8 protein-coding genes are annotated in these 6,156 nt (G+C 28.1%); all 8 read right to left on the bottom strand.

The window, feature by feature from the left end; translation table 11 throughout:
* The coding region (locus J7M77_RS11545; RefSeq protein ID WP_296878686.1) for an ABC transporter permease at positions 1-826 on the bottom strand (826 nt) is incomplete at its 3' end.
* Positions 813-1,580: an ABC transporter ATP-binding protein gene (locus tag J7M77_RS11540; RefSeq protein ID WP_296878684.1), complete on the bottom strand. Its 768-nt coding sequence runs from the start codon at positions 1,578-1,580 to the stop codon at positions 813-815. The genes J7M77_RS11545 and J7M77_RS11540, both read right to left, overlap by 14 nt.
* Positions 1,581-1,685: 105 nt before the next feature.
* A complete protein-coding gene (locus J7M77_RS11535; RefSeq protein WP_296878681.1) occupies positions 1,686-2,693 on the bottom strand; it encodes a sensor histidine kinase in 1,008 nt (335 codons plus the stop codon).
* Positions 2,690-3,355 (bottom strand): response regulator transcription factor, encoded by a 666-nt coding sequence (locus J7M77_RS11530; RefSeq protein ID WP_296878679.1) that lies wholly within the window; start codon positions 3,353-3,355, stop codon positions 2,690-2,692. Before J7M77_RS11530 ends, J7M77_RS11535 begins: the two co-directional genes overlap by 4 nt.
* A gap of 3 nt (positions 3,356-3,358) precedes the next feature.
* On the bottom strand, positions 3,359-4,021 hold the full coding sequence (locus J7M77_RS11525; RefSeq protein ID WP_296878677.1) for a GDSL-type esterase/lipase family protein: 663 nt from the start codon (positions 4,019-4,021) through the stop codon (positions 3,359-3,361).
* Positions 4,022-4,126: 105 nt separating this feature from the next.
* On the bottom strand, positions 4,127-4,507 hold the full coding sequence (locus J7M77_RS11520; protein WP_296878675.1) for a PD-(D/E)XK nuclease domain-containing protein: 381 nt from the start codon (positions 4,505-4,507) through the stop codon (positions 4,127-4,129).
* A gap of 42 nt (positions 4,508-4,549) precedes the next feature.
* The gene (locus tag J7M77_RS11515) at positions 4,550-5,767 is read right to left on the bottom strand and encodes an AAA family ATPase (protein ID WP_296878672.1); all 1,218 of its coding nucleotides are present in this window, start codon (positions 5,765-5,767) and stop codon (positions 4,550-4,552) included.
* Between the two features lie 94 nt (positions 5,768-5,861).
* Positions 5,862-6,156, bottom strand: a 295-nt coding sequence (locus tag J7M77_RS11510) for a signal peptidase I (protein WP_296878670.1), incomplete at its 5' end; no start/stop codon positions are given.

Genomic DNA, 6,156 nt, shown 5'->3' with positions numbered 1-6,156 from the left:
TGTTTAAACCATTATAATATGTTTTCTTGCGCCAGGATACTACTTTTAGTAAAAAACCGGATACCGAAAGGAAAAATAGAAATGTTCCTACTGCTCCTAATAGCAGCATTTGCCAAAATATAGTTCCTCCTTCAGTTAAAGAACCATCATATAATAATTTATAAGCATAACCAATCAAAACAATTGAAATGATAAAAATAATAAAGATTAGCCAGCCGTTTTTAATTCTAATTTTTTCATTTTTATTTTTGGCATATAATAAATCAATTAATTTAAAACGAGTCGTCGTATAGATATTAAAAATCATGACGATTATATAAATGATCGCAAAGTTTAAAACCGTATTAAATAACGCATTACTGGAAAATACTAACGCAAATGAGCTCATATCTGCTTCAAACAGTTTAGCGGTAAAAATTGATAATAACTGGGATAAGCCAATACCAATCAATAATCCAACTACTAATGAAATAATCCCTACTAAAACGGTTTCTAACACTAAAACTGTGGATACTTGTAAGTTTGACATACCTAACGTTAAATAAACTCCGATTTCTTTTTTCCGGCGTTTAATTATAAAATTATTAGCATAAACAATTAAAAAGCCTAACACAACAGAAACAAAAATAGAAACATAGCCTAATATAGTTACTAATGATTTAACCATTGTCATCGTTGATTCATTTAAAGACAGCATAGCGGTTTGACCATCAATTGAATTAAACAAATAAAAGATTGCTACTGCAATAACTAAAGTAATAAAATAGATTGAATAATCCTTAATACTTTTTTTAATATTTTTAAACGCTAGACTAACCAAGTTCATTTAATTCACCACCCAATACAACCAAAACATCCATGATCATATCAAAAAACTCTTTGCGCGAATAATTCCCTTTGACAATTTCACTAAATACTTTACCATCTTTGATAAAAATAACCCGATCACCATAACTGGCAGTAAAACAATCATGAGTTACCATTAAAATAGTTGCATTTAAGCGTTGATTTAAAGCATTTAAACTTTCTAACAGCATACGTGCTGATTTGCTGTCAAGGGCTCCGGTTGGTTCATCAGCGAGGATCAAATCAGGGTTGGTAACAATTGCTCTAGCACAGGCTACTCGCTGTTTTTGACCGCCTGATAATTCATAAGGATATTTATTTAAAATATCTTTGATTCCTAAAGCAGTAGCTATTTTAATTACTTTTTCATTTACTAGCTTATAATTTGTTTTTTGAATCGTTAAAGCTAAAGCAATGTTTTCAAAAGCTGTTAATGTATCTAATAAATTAAAATCTTGAAAAACAAAACCTAGCGAATTTCTTCTAAATTTAGTCAACTGCCGACCTTTTAATTTAGTAATATCTTGATCTTTTAAATAAATATGTCCACTAGTTACCCGATCAATTGTCGAAATACAATTTAGTAAAGTACTTTTACCACTGCCACTTGCTCCCATGATAACGACAAATTCACCATCACCAACATCAAATGAAATTCCATCAACTGCTTTGGTAATATTACTTTTATTACCATAATATTTTTCAATATTTTCAATTCTTAATATCTTTTCCATTTATCTTCACCTCACTATCCATTATAAATATCTGCTTATAATTTACCATCGAAGTAGATAACATATTCTTACATTTTTGTCACAATAAAAATAGCACTCAGAGTGCTATTCTATTTCAAGATAAGAATTAGAGGGAAAAATAATTGTTACTGTTGTTCCCTGTCTATTTGAAGTTATCTTTATTTCATGATTCAAACGCAAACATAATTTTTTACATAAATATAAACCAATTCCCGTACTTTTATGATTGCTGCGACCATTAGTACCTGTAAAACCTTTATCAAATACGCGATCAATTTCATCTTCTAAAATACCGATCCCATTATCGTTGATGGCTAATTCAACATACTCATCACATTTATTAGCTGTAATGGTGATCATCGGATTACTGGCACTATACTTAATCGCATTATTAATGATTTGATTTAAAATAAAGGCTAACCATTTTTTATCACTATATACTTCTAGTCCTAAGTTATTTAAACCGATTTTAATTCGTTTAGTAATTAAATCTTTTTTATTACGTTTAATCACCGCATTAACAACATCACTTAAAACTATTTTTTTAATTAAATAATCTTTTTCAACATTTTCACTACGAGCATAAAATAAGACTTGTTCTAGATAGTTTTCAATCTTAACTAATTCTTCTTCAATATTTAAAGTTACTGGATTAGAGTTGTTTTGAGCGATCATCAAACTGGTCGCTAATGGTGTTTTAACTTCGTGACACCACATTTCAATATATTCTTTTAACTCACTTTGCTGGCGGATAATTTCGTTGATATGTTCCTTCATTGATTTATCAATTTCATAAATACTTTCAATCATTATCTTTCCTTCTAAAAAATTAGGTTTTTTAACCAGTTCGGTAATTAGATATTTTTGATCAAGATCATTTAGTCTTTTTAAAAAAGTATTGTAATATCGCGCTTTACGATAATAGTCATAACAAAAAATAACCAGAGAAGCGATAGCGAATAAACTTGGTATATATACTAATAAAAAGGATGGTACATTAAAGGCCCATAAAATTAAATAACTTAAAAAAGTTACACATACTACAACAACTATACTAATAATTTGATCTTTAAGATAATGTCTTAGTTTCATAATATAATATACCCCTGCTTTCTTTTAGTTAGAATAACATCCTTTAAATCAATATCTGCCAGTTTTTTCCGCAACCGATTAATATTTACCGTTAATGTATTATCATCAACAAACATATCACTATCCCATAAATATGACATCAATTCATCTCGAGAAATAATACTCCCTTGATGTGATAATAAATAATAAAAGATCTTTAATTCATTTTTTGATAAATCAATAATTAAATCATTTTTTATAATAACACTTTTAGATAAATCCAACTGAATATCCCGATAACTTAAAATAATATCATTTTGAGGATGCAATCTTTTTAAGACTGCTTCGATTCGTGCTAATAAAATTAAGGGATTATATGGTTTAGTAACAAAATCATCAGCACCATAGCTAATACACATTAATTCATCCATTTCATTATTACGACTAGTAACTATAATAATTGGTTTAGTTGCTTTTTTACGATATTCCTTACACAAAAACTGCCCATTTACATTAGGTAAATTAATATCTAATAAAATTAAATCACCACTAAAAGCTAACATTTGTATCAAAGTATCATTAAAATCAGTAACAGCTTTAGTTAAATAGCCATTATTATTTAAAAACACTGCTAGTTCATTACGTAATTTCACTTCATCTTCTACAATCAATATTTCTGCCATAATCTATCCCTGTTTCAATAAAATTTCTTTGATTGCATTAGTATAAGCTAAATAACCAGCATCGTTGATATGTAAACCATCTTCATAGTATGTTTCAATTGGCTGTCCTTTTTTATTACACAAAGCATTATAGGGATTAATAAAAGTCACATAATCATAAGGAATAACATTTTTATATTCCTTAAAAATCATCTTTAAACTATCATTACTACGAATTCCAGTTTTTAAAGCCTTATAGCCATGAATCTTTTCAATACAAGGAATCGCTCCAACTAAATATATCTTAGCATCCAAACAATTATAATGAATAATTTCAACCATCTCTTTAACATTTAAAGCAATATCCCGAGGACTTTCCATCACAGTATTACCTAGATCATTAGTACCGATCATAATGACTACCTGTTTAGGCTGATATTTAATTACTCCTTCATCAACAAAATGTAGTAACATTTTAGATGTAATCCCGGAAATTCCAGTATTATATTTATTTTCTAATTCCGGATAATATTTATCTAAATCACAACGTTCTGTAATCGAATCGCCATAAAAAACAATTCCCCCAGCTTGACTACTTATAGTTTGTTTTACTATTTCTAACATTCTAATTAAAGTAAATTCTCTTAATTGATAATAGTTAGTTAAATATTTCATACCTTCTTTCATATAACCACCTCTAAATTCATTTTAGCATATAGTTTAAAAACGACAAAATAAAAATAACAAAATCACTTTGATTTAATAACTAATCCATCAAAAAAGGCGATAACATCAATCGCCTTTTTCCATCCATTTCATTTTTACCTGTTTATGATAATGTCCTAATCCAATATAGATGACTTTTCCTTCTATTCCAATATCATATTTATTATCTTTAATTTGTTTAATCGCCTGATTAGCTAATTTATCTAAATCTTCTTTTTCATTATTACTGTATTTAAATTCGATTATATATGATGCTAAGTCATCCTTTTTAGCTTTTAAGATAATATCACATCTTCCAACTCCTGTTTCTTTGTTACTGATGATTTCATAGTCATTGCTTAACCAGGCACTCATTCCTAGCATCATCATATGATAACTGTTTTCACTTATCAAATCATAATATGATGGCATCGTTAGCAGGATGTTTTGATATGTTTCAATAAACATATCTGCCTTTTGATAAATTAAGCCCTGAAACATTTTTGACAGTTATGTTTCTGATACCTTTAAATAATATGATGTTAATGATTTAAACTCATTTTGGACTTCTTTGTTAGGTACTTTAATTTTATAATAGCCACTAGTTTCATCCATTGTTTCTACGATCGTTAAATATCCGGCATTAATAAACAGTCCCCATAAACATGGTGTAGTGGATACTTCATAAAAACTTGTTTCCAGTACTACCCAGGTATCTAAATATCCCTTTTCAATTAATTCTTCATATTCTTTGAAAAAGTCATGTTTAGCTTTTTCTAAAGCATATCTTATCATGTTATTGGCACTGGTATTGACCCAGTAGGGTCTTAATTTCTTGGCATCAGCATAGTTAATTAATGACCAGGGATTATAGATTTCATTATCGCCAATATGATAACCGTCATACATTTCTTTGACCTGTTCATTTAATTCCAATCCATAATAGCTTAACAGTTCTTTTACTTCATCTTCATTGAAACCAAAATACTGACTATATCTTTTATCATTTACCGTACATACAACCGGGTTATTTAAATCACTGAAGATATTTTCCTTGGCTACCCTTTGAATTCCCGTAAGCAAGGCATATTCTAAACTGTTAGATGTTTTTAAAGCATTATGAAGCATTGAAGCTAAACCACTTCTTATTTCATCATAGAACTTACCTACATGTCCTTCGATAAACGGTGTATCATATTCATCAATAAAAACCATTACCCGTTTTCCATAGTATTTTTCCAGTATTTTCATTAAAAATGATAAAACATTACTGATGTTATCTAAGGTTTTAATTGATAGTTTTAAACTATGATTAATGATTTCTTCATATTCCTCTTTTTCAAATCGTGTTAAATTATTAAAAATATAACTGTAACGATCATATTCGTTTCTTAACTGAAGCTTAATTTCCTTTACTATGTCATTTTGATTTCTTTTAGCATCGGCAAAGGAAATAAATATAGTAGGATATTGATTTAAATATGAACAATATTCAGTTTCCATGATCTTAGTATCTTTAAACAGTTCTTTAGAATCTTTGGTGATATCAAAAAACTCAGCCAACATTGACATATTTAAGGTCTTTCCAAATCTTCGCGGTCTGGTTATTAATGTAACTTGCCTTCCAGTTGATAGAAATTCTTCAATCATTAATGATTTATCAATATTATAGTAATTATCTTCTCTTAATTTTCGATAATTAGTAATTCCAATTGGGATTTTTTTCATTTCCATCAGTCCTTTCAAGCCTATTATACCTTATTTATTATACCTTAACTAGATTTATTCATGTTAAAAAAGTCATCGAAAACGATGACTCAATTTATTTTAGATATTTTTTACTAATATCTACTAATAAGATTGAAACAATTAGTAAAACTATTATTATTATCTTTCCTGATAAACTGCTTATAAAAATCAAATAATAGCCAATATAAGGTATTGTTAGTTTAACAATTCCTATTACTTGATTATAATTTACTGGTCTTAGATCATTTTGATAATTGGCATCACCTTTAGTTATAATCTGTTTAGCTGATAAATCGTTAGTAATTACCCGATGAGTAACTATCCCTTTATTACTATTAAAAGTAATAATATCTTCACTAACCAGCTTT

The organism is Thomasclavelia sp. (genome assembly GCF_017889095.1).
Classification (GTDB): domain Bacteria; phylum Bacillota_I; class Bacilli_A; order Erysipelotrichales; family Coprobacillaceae; genus Thomasclavelia.
Note: the sequence above shows the minus strand (reverse complement) of the source record. Positions and strands in the feature narration are given on the sequence as shown.